Raw genomic sequence first — 15,810 nt, 5'->3', positions numbered from 1 at the left:
GGACGACCTTATGAGAACTCCAGCGATTGCAGTACTGCGGGGTCGTGACGTCGAGGCCCTCTTCTCCTGGCTTCGCGAACGCCTGCATGCGTACGGCGTCCCCGCGCTCCGAGGTCTCACCGGCGATCCAGTAAGCGACTGTGTGCAGATCGTCGTGACATTAGGCTAACCTAACCAGCTCCGCCCGGGCAGGGGGCTAGCGAGGGGTGGACGGCTTCCAGGGGATGACCTTGCCGTCGCGGACCAGCTCGCCGTACAGCGCCGGGTCGACGTGGTCAGCCAGGAGCAGATCCACAATCGGTTGCACGGCATCCTCGGGCGACTTGGCCTGACTGAAGTCGTCGAACCACGGCCTCGAGGCGCGAGTATCCACCAGCCCCGGACAAACGGACGCAACCAGCGTGTCGTCGGCCAGATCCCGGTCCCGCTGCTCCGCCGCCACGGCCCTCACGGCCGCCACCTGAGCAACCTTGGACGGCAAGTTGATCCACTCCGGCCACCCCTGAGCCGCTGCCGTCCCCTCATGCACCGCAGCCCGCCACTCCTCCACAACTTTCTCGACATCCTCCAAGCTCACCCCGTCAAACCGCCCCCACAACTCCTCCGGCAGTTGCTCCAACGTCCCCAACGAACTAGCCACCACAACCAACCGCCCCCCAGCCCGCACCCGAGGCCCAAACGCCCGCAACATGTACTGAGCCCCCAGGTTCGCCACGTCGACAAACTCATCCACTTGCTCACTAGGCGTCTTCCCCGGCTCCAACGGCCCCACCGCGTTGGACACCACAATGTCCACCACCCCCAGCTCCTCCGCGAGCCGCTCCACCGCCTCCCCATCAGTCACGTCCAACACCCGTCCCTCGACCTTCGCGACACCTTTGATGCGAGCTGCCGCGGCGGCGACTCGGTCTGGGTTCCTGCCGGTGAGGAGGACTAGGTCTTCTGGGTTCATCCTGCTGGCGAGTTCTTCTACTAGGGCGTAGCCGATGCCCTGGTTGGCTCCGGTTACTAGGGCGATGCGTGGTTGTGTCATGTCGCCAACGTAGGTCTGGGATTGGTATGACTCCAGCGAAAGTTCGGCATAGGTGGTATGCGTAGATGTCATGGACTTCACCGACGTCTCGCTGGTTGCGTTGCGGGTGTTCCGGGAGGTGGCGGAGCGGGGGACGTTCACCGCCGCGGCATCAGCCCTCGGCTACACGCAGTCCGCGGTCTCGCGTCAGATCGCCGGCCTCGAGCGGGCCGCGGGCAACCAACTGCTGGAACGCCGCCGCGAAGGTGTCGCCCTTACCACGGCCGGGCAGGTCGTACTGCGGAACGCCGCCGCCGTGCTCGACCAGCTCGACGCGACGGCGCGCGAACTCGCCGGGCTGCCGGTCGAGGGCGGGACCGTCCGGCTCGGCTGGTTCCCGAGTGCCGGCGCGGTCTTGTTGCCGCGGGCAATCAGCGCGGTACGTCGTACGCACCCTGCGATCACCGTGACGACCAGGGAGGGATCGACGCCCAACCTGGTCCGGGCGCTCCGGGCCGGGACGATCGACCTGGCGTTGATCGCGTCCGCCCCGCCGTTCCGCCCGCCGGACGCCGAGTCACCCGCGCTGAAGCTGGAGATTCTCGCCGAGCGGAGCCTCCGACTCGCCGTACCGACCGGGCACCCACTCGCAGCCCACGACTCCGTCGATGTCGCCGACCTCCGCGGTCAGCGCTGGATCGCCGGCCCCACGTCGTCCAGCGAACTGTGGATGGGCGTCTGGCCCGGCCTGGACGAACGGCCGGTCATCGCCCACACAGTCCGCGACTGGCTCGCCAAACTCCACCTGGTCGCAGCCGGCGCCGGCCTGACCACGATCTCCGCGTCCATGGCGTCCGCGGTCCCGCCAGGCGTCCGGGTGGTCACAGTCCGCGGCGGCCCGCAAGAACTCCGCCGTACGATCCTCGCCCGTCTACCCGGCCGCATGCCAGAACCGACCGCCCTACTGGCCGCCGCCCTACGAACCGCAGTCCTCGAAGTCAACCCACCGACCTGACCCCGGCGACCGGGCGGGCTGAGGTGAGCCGGGCGGCTACTGCGCGGTGCCGCCCTCGATGTCCGTCGGGCGGGCGGGCTGGGCGTCTGTCGCCGGCTGCGGCGCCTGCGCCGGAGCTGCCTGCACGGGAGCAGCTGCTTGGGGCTGGGCTGGGGCGGGGGCGGGGGCTACCTGGGGTGGGGTTTCGTCGTCGTCGCCGTGGCGGGCTTTCTCGAATTCTTTCATTGCGCGGGCGGCGTTCTTGGTCAGCTCCGGCAGCTTCTTCGCGCCGAACAGGAGGACCACGATGACCAGGATGACGATCCATTCGCCGCCTTCGGGCAGCGCGAGCTGTGGCACCATGACAAGCCTTCTTTCGAGAAAATCCCCCACCACGGTACGCCGGAGTACGAACCGTAGGCTGGGCCATATGTCACGAGTCCTCCCCGAGCTGTTCGCGGCCGCGGTCCGCCGGGACGGCGGCGCCCCGTTCCTCACCTACTACGACGACGCGACCGGCGAGCGGATCGAGCTGAGCGCGGTCACCACCGCGAACTGGGTCGCCAAGACCGCGAACCTGCTGGCCGACGAGTACGACCTGGAGTCCGGCGAGACCGTCGCGATCGGCCTCCCGCCGCACTGGCTGGGCGTCGTCTGGGCGCTGTCCACCTGGTCGGTCGGCGCCTCGCTGACCAGCAAGACCGGTACCCTCGCGATCACCGGCCCCGACTTCGCCGTCCGCGGCGAGCGCGAGACCGTTGCCTCGGCCCTTCTCCCGCTCGGCGGCCGCTTCCGCGAGCCCGTCCCGGACGGCATCCAGGACTACGGCGCCGAGGTCTACAACCACCCCGACGTCTTCGTCCCGTTCGACCCGCCGACGCCCGACTCCCCGGCGTACGACGACCTCACGCACGAGGATCTGATCAGTGCGGCGGAGCCGGTCGCCGACCGCATTCTGGTCCAGCAGACGCTCACGGACCGGGACGGCCTGGGACTGCTGGTCGGCGTGATCGCCGGAGGTGGTTCGATCGTCCTCTGCCGCAACCTGGACGCCGCCAAGCTGGAGCGCCGGGTCGCGGACGAGAAGGTCGACCGAGTACTCGAGTAACAACGGAGGGGTTAGCGTGCGTCGGTTCGAAGGAAAGGTCGCGCTGGTCACGGCGGCGGCGCAGGGCATCGGGTCCGCGGTCGCGCGGCGGCTGGCCGACGAGGGCGCGTCGGTGGTGGTGACCGATCTCCAGGTGGAGAAGGTCGGCGAGGTCGCGGCCGGGATCGGCGAGCGGGCGCTCCCGCTGCAGGTCGACGTGACCAACCGCGATGATGTGGACGCAGCAGTTGCCGCCGCGGTCGAGCGGTTCGGCCGGCTCGACGTGGTCGTGAACAACGCCGGTGGCTGCATCGTGTCAACCGTGCCGGAGGACACGACCTCCGAGGAGTGGCACGCGCAGCTCGATCTGACCCTGGTCGGTGCGTCGCGGTGCATCCAGGCGGCGCTCCCGCAGCTCGTCAAGAACCGCGGCAACGTCGTCACGATCAGCTCGGTCAACGGACTCGCTGCCTTCGGCAACATCGAGTACGCCGCGGCCAAGGCCGGCCAGATCGCGATGACGGTCAACTACGCCGCGCGATACGGCGACCTCGGCGTCCGCTTCAACGTCGTTGCCCCCGGCACCATCCGTACGCCGAACTGGGACAACCAGCCCGACACGCTCGAGCGCTTCGAGAAGATGTACCCGCTCGGCCGCGTCGGCGAGCCCGAGGACATCGCCGCCGCGGTCGCGTTCCTGGCCTCCGACGACGCGTCCTGGATCACCGGTCACACGCTCCCGGTCGAAGGCGGCGTCCTCACCGGGCCCGGCATGATGGACCTGTCGACGAACGGTGCCTTCAAGAAGAGCTACTAGCCCTTCGGCCAGGCTTCCCAGGCGGTCGCGAACATGTCGTCGACCGTGTACGTGTTCTTCCACGCCAGGTCACGGGCGGCGAGCTCGCCGTTCGCGACCACGCGGGACGGGTCGCCCGGCCGGCGCGGGGCTTCGCCCGGGGTGAAGTCGATGCCGGTCACCCGGCGGGCGGCGTCCATGATCTCGCGGACCGACGTACCCGTGCCGCTGCCCAGGTTGTAGACGCGTTCGAGTGTCTTGCCGGACTCGAGCGCGCGGGCGGCCGCGACATGTGCACGCGCGAGGTCGGCGACGTGTACGTAGTCCTTGACCGACGTACCGTCCGGGGTCGGGTGGTCGGTGCCGTAGATCTGCGGCACCTTGCCCTGGGTCAGCAGGTTGCAGACGATCGGGAACAGGTTGTATGGGCTGGCGTCGTACACCGTCGGATCGCCCGACCCGACCACGTTGAAGTAGCGCAGCGAGGTGTGGTGCAGCTCGGCCGCCGCGGCCTGGTCGCGGAGCAGCCACTCGCCGATCAGCTTCGACTCGCCGTACGGCGACTGCGGATCCGGCGCGGTGTCCTCGGTCACCACCTCGTCGCGAGGCGTCCCGTACACCCCGGCGCTCGACGAGAAGACGATGTTGCGCACCGACTTCTCCGCCATCGCTTCGAGCAGCGACACCATCGCCGTCACGTTCTGCGTGTAGGTGTGCAGCGGCCGATCCACCGACACCCCGGCGTACTTGAACCCGGCCAGATGTACGACGCCGTCGACGCCGTCGAGCGCCTCCCGCACCGCCGCACCGTCCAGGAGGTTCGCCCGGACGAACGGCACACCGTCCGGTACGAACTCCGCCTTCCCGCTCGACAGGTCGTCGATCACGACCACATCGATCCCGTCGTCGCGGAACGCCCGCACCACATGCGCCCCGATGTACCCGGCACCACCAGTCACAAGCCACGTCATGTCTCAGATCCTGCCACCAGGACCCGCCCAGGACCGTCCGAACGGGCCGATCCTGTACCAATCAACAGACAGTTGCCAGCCAGAAGTAAGTCAAGTCGGTCCACTCGACCTCACCCGGCATCACCCCGGCCGTGAACTCCTGCCGGGTCGGGAAGTTCTTCAGTACCTCGAACGTCCGCCCGTCCGACAGTTGCCGCATCTGGTACGTGTCGCCCTCGGCCGTCGTCCGGGTGATCGGATAGTTGCTGCCCTCCACGTACCGGTTGTCGGCGAGGATCAGCATGCCGCCCGGCTCGAGCCGGTCCCGCAGGCCGGCGACGAAGCGGCGTACGTCGGCCCGGAGCACGTGCGACCAGAAGAAGCCGGCGAAGATCGCGTCGAACCGCCCCTCGACCGCACCGAGGTCGTACGCGTCGGCAGTCTGGAACCGTACGTCGCCCGGACCGTAGGACCGCGTGCGGGCGATGGCCAGCGGCTCCTCGTTGAAGTCCGTTGCCAGCACCGAGGCGGCCGTGGTGGACAGCGCGGTCGTCCAGTACCCGGTGCCGGCGGCAACTTCCAGGACTGCGCGGCCGCGGACGAGCGGTGGCAGGAGGGCCCGCAGGCGGGCGAGGTCCTCCTGCCGTTCCGGTTTGTTGTAGACCGCGTCGTACTCGCCGGCGCGATCGCGGTAGTAGTCCGCCAGCTCACTCATCGGGCCAGGGAGCGGGCTTTGGGTGTGAGCAGGAACGCCCCGGCGTACAGCAGTGCGGCGATGATCAACAACCCGTGGAAGCCGATGATCAGGGCGGCGTATTCGAGGCAGCCGCCGAGCATTGCGCCCAGGAGGTTTGCGCCGAAGGAGGCTGTGCCGTCGGCTGTGTCGGTGAAGCGTTTCGCGAAGATCACGTTCGCGGCGAAGATCGGCGTGAACGCGATCAGGACCGCGACGATCACCCGCAACCCGACCGGCATGCCGAGCAGCCAGCTGTCCGGGAAGACCCACGACAACGCGAGGCCGCCGAACAGTACGGCGAACATCACCTTGATCGGTGGTGTCCTGAACCGTCTCGTCACTTCGACCGCCGCAAGCACCGCCACCAGCACGCCGGCGAACACGATCGCGTTCACGACCCACGTCGTACCGAACAGAAGCGCGAACCCGGTGATGCTCTTCGTCTCCAGCAACATGAAGCCCGCGCCCAGCAGGAACAGATCCGCGTACGGACGCATCCGCCGGTACGACGACCCGCCGCCCGCGATGCCGACGCCGACGAGGCCCGCGACCAGGATCAGCCCGAGCGTGACCAGGTACAGCGACGGAATCCGGTCGGTGAACAGATACAGGAACGGCCGGTTGTCCGTGGCCGGCGGCGGCGTGATCGCCGCCGGACCGGGCCACTCAGCGGCACACGTCTGGTCCTGCTCGGTCAGACCGACCGTCACCACGGCCTGCTGCAGACCGTCGCCGATCTTGTCCACACACGGCTTGTGCCCGAAGGCCTCCTGGGCCGTCGACGCGAGCCGGTCGATCAGCCACGTCTCGCGGTAGTAGTTGTACATCGCGAAAGCCCCACCCGGATTGAGGTGATCGCGAGCGCTCTCGAACGCCTGCTTGGTGAAGAGGTAGCTCTCCAGCCGCAGCGAGCTCGCGCCGTTCACCAGCGTCAACGAGTCCGGCAGCGCCAGCAGGATCAGGTCGTACTTCTTGTTCGTCCGCGACAGGTACGCGCGCCCGTCGTCGATATGCGACGTCACCCGCGGGTCCTGGTACGGACGGTCCGGGTGCAGCGCCTTGCCGAGGTCGCGGATCCGCGGGTCGATCTCGACCGCGTCCACGTGCGTCGCACCCTTCTTCAACGCGATCGCGACATCCGACCCGGAACCGGCGCCGATGATCAGCACGTTCTTCGGCGTCTTCCCGACGTTCGCCCGCTCGTACGGCAGTCCGTACTGCGGCTCCCACTGCAACCGTGCGTCGGCGGGGATCGCCTGCTGATGCGGTACGCCGTTCACCGTGATCGTCAGCAGCGGCACGCCCTCCCACGTGTACTGCTTGGTCTGCACCTTGTAGTACGGCGACCAACTGTTGTTCGCCTTGGTCGACTCGTGGAACAGCACCCCGAGCATCACCAGCAGCGGCGCGAGCACCATCGCGGCGCTCAGCCCCATCGCGACGGCCCGGCGGCCGGATCCGGCCGTCCGCGGGATCATCAGGCCCGCGAACATGATCGTGACGATCAGCCCCCACCAGATCGGCGGCGCGCCCAGGAACGACAGCCCGGTGAACGTCACGATCCCGGCCAGGCTGCCGATCAGATCGAAGCGGTACGCCGTCAGCCGCGGCAGCTCGGCGAAACAGCGGCCGACCAGCTCGGCCGGACCGGCCAGCACCACCGCGGCCGCGATGAAGATGATCGGCAGGATCACCCAGACCGGCGGGCCGGTGGTGTTCAGGCTGGTGAAGTAGATGACGCTCGACGAGCTGCCCCGGTTGACCGTCACCGGTTTCCAGGCGATCACCAGGACCAGCAGACCGAGCATGATCGGCGAGTAGTACGGCAGCCGCTTTGCGCGGCCGGATCGCAGTACGCCGATCCCGATGCCCAGGAACGAGCCGAGCAGCACGAAGTTCGAGAAGTAGCTGAGGTGTACCACGTTCGAACCGGTCCACCGGATCAGCGCAAGCTCGGTGAAGAGCATCAGCGCACTGGCCGCAACCAGCCGCGTCCGTACTCCGAACGGGCTCGGCCAATTGGTGGTCGTGACGTGGTCCGTGGAGGAGTCGACTGCCATGCGGGGCGACGTTACCGGATATCGAAGTGGTCTGCGTCACCCCGCACGTCCTTATTACGGACAGTCAGCGACGACGGGCCGGCTTCGGGAGTTGGCAGCCGGACTTGTTCAGGTCGATCGTGCGGTCCGCGGTCAGGCAGGTGTAGAGCCACCAGGTCTGCTGGCCGTACGCCGCGCCCTGCTCGACGGTGACGTTGCCGTTGGCGTCGACCTCGCACGGGTTGTTCACCGTGCAGCGCTCGCCGTCCTCGTTACCGGTGTTGTTGATGCCGATCATCTCGCCGGTCGTCGTGCTCACGACGGGCGATCCCGACGTACCGCCGATCGTCTCGCAACCGGGCTGCTGGTACTTGATCGAGTTCTGCCAGGTCCAGTCGCCCTCGCGCAGTTGCGGGATCGTCGCCTGCACCGAGCAGGTGTAGATGCGCTTCCAGTAACCCGATACGACCGCCATCCCGGCGCCGTCGGCCGGGCCCTGCTTGGCCAGGGTCAGCGGAGTGACGTTCAGCCGGCTCTTGATGGACGCGTACGTCTCGTTCACCTCGTAGACGATCATGTCCGTCTTGGTCATCGTGCCGAACAGGATCTTGTCGGCGCGGACCGTACCGGCGCGGTTGGAGTCCGGCTTCAGCAGCGTGATCGAACGCGTCGACGCCTTGTTCACCAGCACCTGGCCGGGTTGCAGGAACCCGCCCTCGTAGCAGTGCCCGTTGGTGAGCACGAGCGCCTTGTCGGTGCTGACCGATTCGGCGTACCGGACGAGGGATGCGGAGCAGTTGCTCAGTGCGGCGATGCCGGTGAAGTCGGTACCGGGCGCCGCGGCGTGTGCGGACGTCGTACCGAGGAGGGTGGTGGTCGCGACCGCTGTAACGGCCAGGACTGAGCGGAACAGTTTCATGGGGCGGTTTCCTCACTGGTTGTACTTAGAAGACTTCGTAACGCATCGGTCCGCCGCCGACCATCACAACTGTGTGAAGCAGGGTGACTGCACGGGTTTTCCTGCGCTGTGTGAAGAGACTGCTACTCTTCGTCTCCGGATCCGCCTCCGCCCGAACCAGTTCGTCCCGCGGCACGTCGTACCAAGTGACAAGTGAGGACAAGGTACGGTCGGCATCAGACCGCCCGGTTGGAGAACGGAAGGACGTCATGCCGCAGGAGAAGCCAGACCTGCGCAATCTCCGCGAGCCGGTCCGGTTCAAGCGGGCGCTGACACTGTTGTTGATGACGCTGATCCTGCCCGGGTCGGCCCAGATCGTCGCGGGCAGCCGCCGCGCCGGCCGCTGGGTCTGGCGGGTGGTCTTCGGCCTGATCGCGATCATCGTGTTCCTGATCGTGCTCGGCCTGATCTGGCGCTCGGGGACGATCAACTTCCTGGCCCGGCCGGGGACGCTGCGGCTGGTGCAGATCATCCTGATCGTGCTCGCGATCGGCTGGGCGGCGCTGTTCATCGACGCGTACCGGATCTCGCAGCCGCTGACGCTGGAGCGCAATCACCGCCTCATCACGAGCATCCTCGACGGCGTACTGATCTTCGTCGTCGTCGGCGCACTGGTCTACGCGAGTGTGATCGTGAACACCCAGCGCGACTTCGTCGCCAGCGTGTTCGGCAGCGGGAAGTCCTCGAAGGCCGAGAAGGGCCGTTACAACGTGCTGATGATGGGCGGCGACTCCGGCGCGGACCGGATCGGCACCCGGCCGGACAGCATGACGGTGGCCAGCATCGACGCGGACACCGGCCGGACCGTCCTGATCGGCCTCCCGCGGAACCTGGCCAAGGTCCCGTTCCCGGCCGGTACGGCGATGGCCAAGCAGTTCCCCGAAGGCTTCATGTGGAACAAGTGCGCTGCCGAGTGCCTGCTCAACGCCGTCTACACCTACGCCGCCAACCACAAGGCCCTGTTCCCCGGCGACCCGAACCCGGGCGAAACCGCCACCACACAGGCGATCGAGGCCGTCACCGGGCTCAAGATCAACTACTTCGTGCTGATCGACCTGGCCGGGTTCCGCGACCTGCTCAACGCGGTCGGCGGGATCACGCTGGACATCGGCAAGCGGGTCCCGATCGGCGGCGGCAGCTCCCCGATCAAGGGCTACATCGAGGCCGGCAAGAACCAGCACCTGGACGGGTACCACGCGCTCTGGTTCGCCCGGTCCCGGGCCGAGTCATCGGACTACGAGCGGATGGCCCGGCAGAAGTGCGTGATGTCCGCGATGCTGAACCAGCTGTCGCCGTCGACCGTGCTGACCAAGTTCCAGGGCATCGCGTCGGCCAGCAAACAGGTGGTCAAGACCGACATTCCGGCCGGAGAGCTGGGCACCTTCACCGATCTCGCGCTGGACGCGAAGAAGCTCCCGGTGTCAAGCTTCTCCGCGGTCCCGCCGTTGATCCACACCGGCGACCCGGACTTCGCGCTGATCCGGACGAAGGTCGCCGAGGCGATCGCGAAGTCCGAATCGCTGGACAAGGGCGGCTCAGGAGGAGACGGTAAGACCTCGACCACTCCGCGTAGTACCACCAGCACGACGAAGAAACCGAGCACCGGCTCGACCAAGAAGCCCACCGCTTCACCGACCACACCCGCCACCGGCGTCGACGACGTCGCATCGATCTGTAAGGCCTGACCTGATATGCCGCTGTCCCACTGGCCACCCGTATCCGTCGTGATGCCCGTGCTGAACGAGGAACGCCATCTCGAGGAGGCGGCCGGCCGCGTCCTCGAGCAGGACTACCCCGGTGAGCTGGAGGTCGTCCTCGCGATCGGCCCGAGCAAGGACCGGACGCAGGAGATCGCGGACAAGCTGGCCGAGAAGGATCACCGGATCAGCATCGTGCCGAACCCGACCGGCAAGACCCCGGCCGCGCTGAACGTCGGTATCGCGCACGCCAAGCACGACATCCTGGTCCGGGTCGACGGGCACGGCGCGCTCACCGACGGGTACATCACCCGCGCGGTCGAGGTGCTGGAGGAGAGCGGCGCGGACAACGTCGGCGGCGTGATGGCGGCCGAGGGCCGCACCCCGACGGAGATGGCAGTCGCCTGCGCGTACCGCTCCCGGCTGGGGCTGGGCGCGTCCACGTTCCACCAGGGCGGCAAGGCCGGGCCGGCCGACACCGTGTACCTCGGCGTGTTCCGGCGGGCCGCTCTCGAGCGGGTCGGCGGCTTCGACGAGACCATGCACCGGGCCCAGGACTGGGAGCTCAACTACCGGATCCGCAAGACCGGCGGGCTGATCTGGTTCACCCCGGATCTCTCGGTCACCTACCGGCCGCGCTCGTCGCTGTCCGCGGTGGCCAAGCAGTTCTTCCACACCGGCCAGTGGCGCCGCGAGGTAATCCGCCGGCACCCGGAGACCGCCAACAAGCGGTACCTCGCCCCGCCGGTCGCCGTGATCCTGCTGGCCGTCGGCACGATCCTCGGCATCGTCGGCCTGGCCACCGGCGTCAGCTGGCTCGACCTCGGCTTCATCGCGCCGCTGGGCTACGCGCTGCTGCTGATCTTCGGCTCCGCGATGGAAGGCCGCTACCTGCCCTGGAAGGCCCTCTTCTGGATGCCGCTGGTCTGCGCGACCATGCACGTCTCGTGGGGCCTCGGCTTCCTCATCGGCCTCCGCGAACAACCGAAGGCCGTCTAACCTGCCGGTCGCCAACCCGAGGGGAGATCCCTTCCCTTTGGGGGTTCTCGGCTGGTATGCGGCAGAAGAACCCCCAACACGGGTGGATATCACGCGCGCCGGCGACGCGGTTCCAGGACTCGGAACATGTCGGCGGCGAGCTCGGCGGGCCGGTCGAGGTCGGACCAGTCGGTGCGGATCACGGTGAGGCCGATCGCGCGGAGCCGGTCCTCGCGCCGCTTCTCCCGGATCAGCACCTCGGGCGATCCGCCGCCGTACTTGAGCACGCCGTCGAACTCGACCACCGTCTGGTACCCGTCGAAGTCGAAGTCGACCCGGCCGATGGGCCCGAAACGATCGCGGAACTCGGTCTGCAGGCGAGGTTGCGGCAGCCCGCGCTCGTACATCAGGACCCGGAGCCGTGACTCACCGACCGACTCGGACAGTCCGTTCCCGAACCGCAAAGCTTCCCGGGCCGTGACGGATCCGGGCCAGAACGCCGTCACGGACCGCAGACGCCGTACCTCGTCCTCTCCGAGGTGGCCGGTGCGCAGCGCAGCGTCCACACCGATCACCGCCACCTCGAACGACGCCGTACACGCAGATTCGACTGTCGCGCGCGCGATGCTGGTCACGAGCAGGCCGTCGACGACATCGAGGTCGGCGTCGGTCAGCACTCCGAGGTGGTGCTGTACGCCGGCGACGACACCACCGGATCGCCCGTCCACCCGGGTGACGTGCACGCGGCTGAGGTCGAGGCCCCAGATCGGCAGACCGTGCAGGACCAGCGCCGACTGATGGCTGACGGCGACAGTCCCCGGGCGCATCGCGTTCATCACCGCGTGCACCTGCCGGAGGTGCGTCGTCCGGGCGCGTTCCCACGGCGGCAGAACAGTCAGGTCGAGCACCTCGGCGTACTGACCGCGTCGGATCTGTTCCCAGCTTCCGTTCCGCAGGCAGCGGACGATCTGCTCGTGGGTGCATCCGCTCGCAAGGGCCTGGCGACGGCTGAAGACGCCACCTTGTTGCTGCGCGATCAGTCTGAGCCGCTGGTTCACCCACCAAGCATCCAACGCCCCGGCATCGCCCAGGCTCCCTGCCGGCACATCTGTGGATAAGTGGATATCCACTGATGTTGGGGGTTCTTCACCCGAGTACCAGTGGAGAACGCCCAAGACCAGTGGTTATCCACTGCTATGCGTCTTAGCCGGCTCGGGTGGAGTGGACGTAGGCGGCGACGACTTCTTCGACGGGGCCGTCGAGCTTCAGTACGCCGGCGTCCAGCCAGATCGCGCGGTTGCATGTCTCGTGGACGACGTCGAGGCTGTGGCTGACCAAGAAGACCGTGCCGGCCTGGTCGCGGAGCTCCTTGATCCTGCGCTCGGACCGGACCCGGAACTCGGCGTCGCCGGTGGCCAGCGCCTCGTCGACGAGCAGGATGTCGTGCGTCTTCGCGGACGCGATCGCGAACTTCAGCCGTGCCGCCATCCCCGAGGAGTACGTCGACATCGGCAGGTCGATGAAATCGCCGATCCCGGAGAACTCGACGATCTCGTCGTAGCGGCGCTGGACCTCGGCCGGGGACATGCCCATCGCGAGGCAGCCGAGGACCACGTTGCGGTCGCCGGTGAGGTCGTTCATCATCGCCGCGTTCACGCCCAGCAGCGACGGCTGCCCGCTGGTGTAGACCGCGCCGGATGCGGGCGGCAGCAGGCCGGCGATCGCGCGCAGCAGCGTCGACTTGCCGGAGCCGTTACGGCCGATCACGCCGATCGCGTCGCCCTTGTTCGCGGTGAAGCTCACGCTCTTGACCGCGTGGACCTCGCGGATCGTCGGCCGGTCCTGCCGTTTCAGGATCCGCCGGAACGCGGTGGCCGCCGTACCCTTGCCGCCCTGGCCGGCGATCACCTTGTAGATGATGTCCAGCTTGTCGGCGATGACAGTGGGCTCAGCCCCGGCCATAACGGTCCTCCGCCCGCCAGAAGTACCAGAAGCCGGCCGCCAGCATCACGAACGACCAGACGATCGCGATCGTCCAGGCGTGCGGCAGCTCGTTCTGCTTGTGCTCCTGGAGCAGCGATCGCCGGACGATGTCGATGTACGCCGAGATCGGGTTGAACGCGAGCACCTGGACCACCCAGCTCGGGGCGTTCAGCTGCTCCAGCTTGGCCGGCAGCGAGAAGAAGATGCCGGACGCGTACAGCCAAGTGCGGGTGACGAACGGCAGCAGCTGGGTGACGTCGGAGACGAACGTCCCGATCCGCGCGAAGACCAGCGTGATGCCGATGTTGAACATCATCTGCAGCACCATCGCCGGCGCGATCAGGAACCAGCGCCACGCCGGGCCGTCGGTGAACCCGACCACCACGAACAGGATCGCGAGCGAGACCAGCATCTGGTTCAGCTCGTTCAGCACGTAGGCCAGCGGGAGGGTGGCGCGGGGGAAGTGCAGCGTGCGGATCAGCGACAGGTTCAGCGCGAGTGAGCGCGAACCCTCGGTCATGCAGCGCTGCGTGAACGTGAAGACGAAGATCCCGCTGAGCAGGAACGCGACGTAGTTGTCGATCCCGTTCTTGGTGCCGAGCAGAACACCGAAGGCGAGGTAGTACACGCCGGCGTTGAGCAGCGGCGTCAGCACCTGCCAGATCGAGCCGAGGCGCGCTCCGGCGTACATGGCGTAGGTGCGTGCGGTGGCGTAACTGAGGACGAACTGGCGACGGCTCCACAGCTCACGGAGATACGAGCTGAGCGGGGGGCGGATCGAGCTCTTGGAGAGTCCGTAGCGTTCGGCCAGCTCGGCCGGGCTTGTCGTCCCGGTCGGCCCGCTCATGGGGCCCCCGGCCTGGACCGAGGAACGGAGGGAGCGAAGCGACCGGAGAGACGAGGGAAGGCCGGGGATCCAGGCCCCATGAGCCGCCGCGCCGGAGGCGCGGCAATCAACACAGCGGCGGTCGGCATTGCGCCAATGTACTGCGCTGTGTGATCCCGTCGTGACGCAGGTCAGCTCACTAAGCGGGCTCTCAGCTTGGTCAGATCCTCGTCGGTGAGACCACCGTGCCGCAGGTATGACTCCGGTCCGCCGTACTTCGTGTCGAGGTGGCGCAGGATCGCGACGATCGACTCGGCCCGGGTGTCGCGGAACTCGATCATCTCCGGATGCTTGGACGGGTCCGGCTCCGCGGCCAGCTGCTCTTCCAGCCACGGCGCGAGCCGCTCCTGGGTCAGGAAGTAGTCGGCAACGATCTCTTCCTCCGGTACGCCGGCCACGCTGAGCGCCAGCGCGACGACCATCCCGGTCCGGTCCTTCCCGCCGTGACAGTGCACGACGACCGCGCCGTCCTCCTCGTCGGCGATCGCCTTCACCGCGGCCGCGAACAACTCCGGCCGCCGATCGAGCATCCACGTACACGCCTCGACGATCGTCGGCTGCCCGTGATCCGGATCCGCCGGATCCTGCAACGCCTGCCGCACGGCCAACGGCGTACCGGTGAACGGCGTCGGGAACGCCGCAACCTCGCCGTCGCCCCGCAGGTCCAGAATCCGCCCCACCCCGGCCCGCCGTACCGCGTCGACACCGTCGTCGGTGAGGTACTGCAAACTCTCCGACCGAATCAGCACGCCCGCCCGCACGACCCGCCCGTCCGCCGTCGGCAATCCCCCGACATCCCGGACGTTCCGGCACCCCGCCCACTCAAGATCCATGGGCCTATCCAAGCAGACCCACCTCAGCAGCGAACGTGTACTGCAAACACCCGGTCGTTGTCCAGTTGCCGCACCCCGGCACATCCCACCGAGCACCGGTCCCGCCCCACCCCGAACTGTGACGCTACGGGTGATCGAGGCGCGGCCCCAGCCTTTCGGTCTGGTCCGAATGGTGTTGCGTCAGCGGTCCTGGGAGCGGTCCGGATTCGGCCCGGGGTTGTACGGCGGGGGTGGGGGGAAGTGCTGGTTCGGCTGTTGGGGATAGCCGGGCTGGGGATAGCCGCTGGGGGGCGGGTAGTTGCCGGGGGCACCTGGTTGGGTGGGGCGGTTGCGGCGGGACTTGCGGACGGCCCAGATGATGAGGAAGACGATGCCCAGGCCGGCGAAGATCAGGAACGAGAAGATCGCGCCGAGGATCGACAGCACGAACGCGACGATCGATGACTTCGGGCCGGCGGCGTACGTTGCGCTGGTCTCGTCGTCGGTGCACGAGATGCTGTAGACGCCGGCCGGCACCGGATGCTCCGACCGCGCGACGACGTACCAGCTGTTGCCGTTGATCGTGATCGTCTCCGACCCGGTCTCCCGCTTGAGCGGTACGTCGTTGCCGTCGGCGTCCTGCGCCTTGCACGGCGGGGTCAGCACCGGGACGGACGAGTAGATCGTCAGCCCCTCCTCCTTCAGCTCGACCCGCCCGGACTCGATCGGCTGCGGCGTGTGCGGCGCCGTCACCACGATCCGCCAGACGAAGAACCCGACCAGCACCGCACCGATGACGAAACAGGCGATGGCGAGCATCGGAAGAACCGACTTCTTCGGCGCTGGCATCGGCAGGCCGGGCTGCATGGTCATGTCCGCACG

Annotated in this window: 17 protein-coding genes; 6 read left to right on the top strand and 11 right to left on the bottom strand. The window is 67.8% G+C overall.

Annotated features, from left to right (window positions below; genetic code table 11):
- Nucleotides 1–10 precede the first annotated feature (10 nt).
- Nucleotides 11–169 (top strand): hypothetical protein, encoded by a 159-nt coding sequence (locus EV645_RS41870; protein ID WP_157997078.1) that lies wholly within the window; start codon nt 11–13, stop codon nt 167–169.
- A 27-nt stretch (nt 170–196) separates the two neighbouring features.
- Here the strand turns inward: EV645_RS41870 and EV645_RS15865 are convergent, their stop codons facing one another.
- On the bottom strand, nt 197–1,033 hold the full coding sequence (locus EV645_RS15865; RefSeq protein WP_130444431.1) for an SDR family NAD(P)-dependent oxidoreductase: 837 nt from the start codon (nt 1,031–1,033) through the stop codon (nt 197–199).
- Nucleotides 1,034–1,103: 70 nt separating this feature from the next.
- Between EV645_RS15865 and EV645_RS15860 the strand changes: the two genes are divergently transcribed.
- Nucleotides 1,104–2,027, top strand: a complete 924-nt coding sequence (locus EV645_RS15860; protein ID WP_130444429.1) for a LysR family transcriptional regulator — start codon at nt 1,104–1,106, stop codon at nt 2,025–2,027.
- A 36-nt stretch (nt 2,028–2,063) separates the two neighbouring features.
- Here the strand turns inward: EV645_RS15860 and EV645_RS43175 are convergent, their stop codons facing one another.
- Entirely contained in the window at nt 2,064–2,369 is a 306-nt protein-coding gene (locus EV645_RS43175) for a twin-arginine translocase TatA/TatE family subunit (RefSeq protein ID WP_130444427.1), read from the bottom strand.
- Between the two features lie 67 nt (nt 2,370–2,436).
- Here EV645_RS43175 and EV645_RS15850 point away from each other — a divergent pair, with 67 nt between their 5' ends.
- Nucleotides 2,437–3,114, top strand: coding sequence for a TIGR03089 family protein (locus EV645_RS15850; RefSeq protein ID WP_130444425.1), 678 nt, complete (start codon nt 2,437–2,439; stop codon nt 3,112–3,114).
- Between the two features lie 16 nt (nt 3,115–3,130).
- On the top strand, nt 3,131–3,910 hold the full coding sequence (locus EV645_RS15845; RefSeq protein WP_130444423.1) for an SDR family NAD(P)-dependent oxidoreductase: 780 nt from the start codon (nt 3,131–3,133) through the stop codon (nt 3,908–3,910).
- Here the strand turns inward: EV645_RS15845 and galE are convergent.
- From galE to EV645_RS15825, 4 genes are all read right to left on the bottom strand, one after another.
- Nucleotides 3,907–4,860, bottom strand: coding sequence for a UDP-glucose 4-epimerase GalE (gene galE / locus EV645_RS15840; protein WP_130444421.1), 954 nt, complete (start codon nt 4,858–4,860; stop codon nt 3,907–3,909). The genes EV645_RS15845 and galE overlap by 4 nt on opposite strands.
- A gap of 61 nt (nt 4,861–4,921) precedes the next feature.
- Complete coding sequence (locus EV645_RS15835; protein WP_130444419.1) at nt 4,922–5,554, bottom strand: class I SAM-dependent methyltransferase; 633 nt, start codon at nt 5,552–5,554, stop codon at nt 4,922–4,924.
- The gene (locus EV645_RS15830) at nt 5,551–7,635 is read right to left on the bottom strand and encodes a spermine/spermidine synthase domain-containing protein (protein WP_130444417.1); all 2,085 of its coding nucleotides are present in this window, start codon (nt 7,633–7,635) and stop codon (nt 5,551–5,553) included. The genes EV645_RS15835 and EV645_RS15830 overlap by 4 nt, the downstream gene beginning before the upstream one ends.
- Before the next feature lie 64 nt (nt 7,636–7,699).
- Nucleotides 7,700–8,533, bottom strand: coding sequence for a S1 family peptidase (locus EV645_RS15825; protein ID WP_130444415.1), 834 nt, complete (start codon nt 8,531–8,533; stop codon nt 7,700–7,702).
- A 248-nt stretch (nt 8,534–8,781) separates the two neighbouring features.
- Here EV645_RS15825 and EV645_RS15820 point away from each other — a divergent pair, with 248 nt between their 5' ends.
- Entirely contained in the window at nt 8,782–10,257 is a 1,476-nt protein-coding gene (locus EV645_RS15820) for an LCP family protein (protein ID WP_130444413.1), read from the top strand.
- A 6-nt stretch (nt 10,258–10,263) separates the two neighbouring features.
- Complete coding sequence (locus tag EV645_RS15815) at nt 10,264–11,268, top strand: glycosyltransferase family 2 protein (RefSeq protein ID WP_130444411.1); 1,005 nt, start codon at nt 10,264–10,266, stop codon at nt 11,266–11,268.
- An 89-nt stretch (nt 11,269–11,357) separates the two neighbouring features.
- Here EV645_RS15815 and EV645_RS15810 read toward each other — a convergent pair whose 3' ends face one another.
- The 5 genes from EV645_RS15810 to EV645_RS15790 form a co-directional block, all read right to left on the bottom strand.
- Nucleotides 11,358–12,305, bottom strand: a complete 948-nt coding sequence (locus EV645_RS15810; RefSeq protein WP_157997077.1) for a type IV toxin-antitoxin system AbiEi family antitoxin domain-containing protein — start codon at nt 12,303–12,305, stop codon at nt 11,358–11,360.
- Between the two features lie 145 nt (nt 12,306–12,450).
- A complete protein-coding gene (locus tag EV645_RS15805) occupies nt 12,451–13,209 on the bottom strand; it encodes an ABC transporter ATP-binding protein (protein ID WP_130444407.1) in 759 nt (252 codons plus the stop codon).
- Complete coding sequence (locus EV645_RS15800; protein ID WP_130444405.1) at nt 13,196–14,077, bottom strand: ABC transporter permease; 882 nt, start codon at nt 14,075–14,077, stop codon at nt 13,196–13,198. Before EV645_RS15800 ends, EV645_RS15805 begins: the two co-directional genes overlap by 14 nt.
- 170 nt (nt 14,078–14,247) lie before the next feature.
- On the bottom strand, nt 14,248–14,949 hold the full coding sequence (locus EV645_RS15795; RefSeq protein ID WP_130444403.1) for a tyrosine-protein phosphatase: 702 nt from the start codon (nt 14,947–14,949) through the stop codon (nt 14,248–14,250).
- A gap of 180 nt (nt 14,950–15,129) precedes the next feature.
- On the bottom strand, nt 15,130–15,801 hold the full coding sequence (locus EV645_RS15790) for a hypothetical protein (RefSeq protein ID WP_130444401.1): 672 nt from the start codon (nt 15,799–15,801) through the stop codon (nt 15,130–15,132).
- Nucleotides 15,802–15,810 lie beyond the last annotated feature (9 nt).

The sequence above is a fragment of the Kribbella rubisoli genome, from assembly GCF_004217145.1.
GTDB classification, from domain to species: domain Bacteria; phylum Actinomycetota; class Actinomycetes; order Propionibacteriales; family Kribbellaceae; genus Kribbella; species Kribbella rubisoli.
The sequence above is the reverse complement of the archived record's forward strand: the minus strand, read 5'-3'. Positions and strand labels throughout refer to the sequence as shown.

Coding starts and splice junctions, on each gene's coding strand:
- EV645_RS41870 (WP_157997078.1), top strand. CDS start 11: ATGAGAACTCCAGCGATTGCAGTACTGCGGGGTCGTGACGTCGAGGCC.
- EV645_RS15865 (WP_130444431.1), bottom strand. CDS start 1,033: ATGACACAACCACGCATCGCCCTAGTAACCGGAGCCAACCAGGGCATC.
- EV645_RS15860 (WP_130444429.1), top strand. CDS start 1,104: ATGGACTTCACCGACGTCTCGCTGGTTGCGTTGCGGGTGTTCCGGGAG.
- EV645_RS43175 (WP_130444427.1), bottom strand. CDS start 2,369: ATGGTGCCACAGCTCGCGCTGCCCGAAGGCGGCGAATGGATCGTCATC.
- EV645_RS15850 (WP_130444425.1), top strand. CDS start 2,437: ATGTCACGAGTCCTCCCCGAGCTGTTCGCGGCCGCGGTCCGCCGGGAC.
- galE (WP_130444421.1), bottom strand. CDS start 4,860: ATGACGTGGCTTGTGACTGGTGGTGCCGGGTACATCGGGGCGCATGTG.
- EV645_RS15835 (WP_130444419.1), bottom strand. CDS start 5,554: ATGAGTGAGCTGGCGGACTACTACCGCGATCGCGCCGGCGAGTACGAC.
- EV645_RS15830 (WP_130444417.1), bottom strand. CDS start 7,635: ATGGCAGTCGACTCCTCCACGGACCACGTCACGACCACCAATTGGCCG.
- EV645_RS15825 (WP_130444415.1), bottom strand. CDS start 8,533: ATGAAACTGTTCCGCTCAGTCCTGGCCGTTACAGCGGTCGCGACCACC.
- EV645_RS15820 (WP_130444413.1), top strand. CDS start 8,782: ATGCCGCAGGAGAAGCCAGACCTGCGCAATCTCCGCGAGCCGGTCCGG.
- EV645_RS15815 (WP_130444411.1), top strand. CDS start 10,264: ATGCCGCTGTCCCACTGGCCACCCGTATCCGTCGTGATGCCCGTGCTG.
- EV645_RS15805 (WP_130444407.1), bottom strand. CDS start 13,209: ATGGCCGGGGCTGAGCCCACTGTCATCGCCGACAAGCTGGACATCATC.
- EV645_RS15800 (WP_130444405.1), bottom strand. CDS start 14,077: ATGAGCGGGCCGACCGGGACGACAAGCCCGGCCGAGCTGGCCGAACGC.
- EV645_RS15795 (WP_130444403.1), bottom strand. CDS start 14,949: ATGGATCTTGAGTGGGCGGGGTGCCGGAACGTCCGGGATGTCGGGGGA.
- EV645_RS15790 (WP_130444401.1), bottom strand. CDS start 15,801: ATGACCATGCAGCCCGGCCTGCCGATGCCAGCGCCGAAGAAGTCGGTT.